A 1,313-nucleotide genomic window follows, 5' to 3' on the forward strand; every position below is an offset into this window, starting at 1 on the left:
GGCCGGAGCATGACGCCTGGAGGGATTGTGCGCGTCCCGAACCGTGCCGGCGCCGGCGCCGCCCTTCGGCGTCCACTGATTGGCACCGGCCGGGCTCTTCGTCAGCTCCCATTCGAAGTTGAACAGGTTGTCGAAGAAATTGTTGCTCCATCTGGTCGGCGTCGTGGTCCAGGTGACTTCCAGGCCCGAGGTGATGGCGTCGCCGGCAATGCCGGTGGCATGTTTGCTCGACCAGCCGAGGCCCTGCGCTTCGATGCCGGCACCTTCCGGCTCCACGCCCACCAGCGAGGCATCGCCGGCGCCATGGGTCTTGCCGAAGGTGTGGCCGCCGGCGATCAGCGCCACGGTCTCTTCGTCGTTCATGGCCATACGGCGGAAGGTCTCGCGGATGTCGCGGGCCGCGGCGACCGGATCCGGCTTGCCGTTCGGGCCTTCCGGGTTGACGTAGATCAGGCCCATCTGAACGGCGCCGAGATGGCCCTGCAGTTCACGGTCGCCGGAATAGCGCTGGTCGTCCAGCCACTTCGTTTCGGAGCCCCAATCCACGTCCTGCTCCGGCTCCCACACGTCGGCGCGGCCGCCGGCGAAGCCGAAGGTCTTGAAGCCCATCGATTCCAGCGCGACGTTGCCGGCAAGGATCATCAGGTCGGCCCAGGAGATCTTGCGGCCGTATTTCTGTTTGACCGGCCACAGCAGCCGGCGTGCCTTGTCGAGATTGGCATTGTCCGGCCAGCTGTTCAGCGGCGCGAACCGCTGCTGGCCGGCACCGGCGCCGCCACGCCCGTCGCCGATGCGATAGGTGCCGGCACTGTGCCAGGCCATGCGGATGAAGAGCGGTCCGTAATGGCCGAAATCGGCCGGCCACCAGTCCTGCGAGTCGGTCATCACATGGTGCAGGTCCTTGATCACGGCATCGAGATCGAGGCTCCGGAATTCGGTGGCGTAGTTGAAATCCTCGCCCATCGGGTCCGAGAGGTTCGACTGCTGATGAAGAACGCCAAGGTCGAGCAGATTCGGCCACCAATCCCGATTGGTCCTGCCGGCGGATCCATGCGCCACGGGGCATTTGCCAGCGCTGTTGTCGTCGGTTTTCGCGTCCATCTTACTCTCCAGGGTTTTGATTTTTCCGAGATTGATTCTGCGCAGATTTCGGGGCCGGCCAGCGGCCGCGCCAATCTGGAATGATTCCAGCCTAGGCCGGCTTGGCGATAAAGACAAATTGCCTTTCCTGTTCGTTTTGATAAGCTTTCCTTATGATCGGCCTCACCGTGCGACAGATGCTTTATTTCGACGCGCTGGCGCAGACGCTGCAT

1 protein-coding gene is annotated in these 1,313 nt (G+C 63.6%); it reads right to left on the reverse strand.

Annotation, left to right across the window (positions count from 1 at the left end; translation table 11 throughout):
* On the reverse strand, positions 1–1,101 hold a 1,101-nt coding region (locus EOA60_RS33270), incomplete at its 3' end, for a peroxidase family protein (RefSeq protein ID WP_348632743.1).
* Positions 1,102–1,313: the final 212 nt, after the last annotated feature.

Origin of the sequence: Mesorhizobium sp. M1A.F.Ca.IN.020.06.1.1 (assembly GCF_004023265.1) — a bacterium.
Lineage (GTDB): Bacteria > Pseudomonadota > Alphaproteobacteria > Rhizobiales > Rhizobiaceae > Mesorhizobium.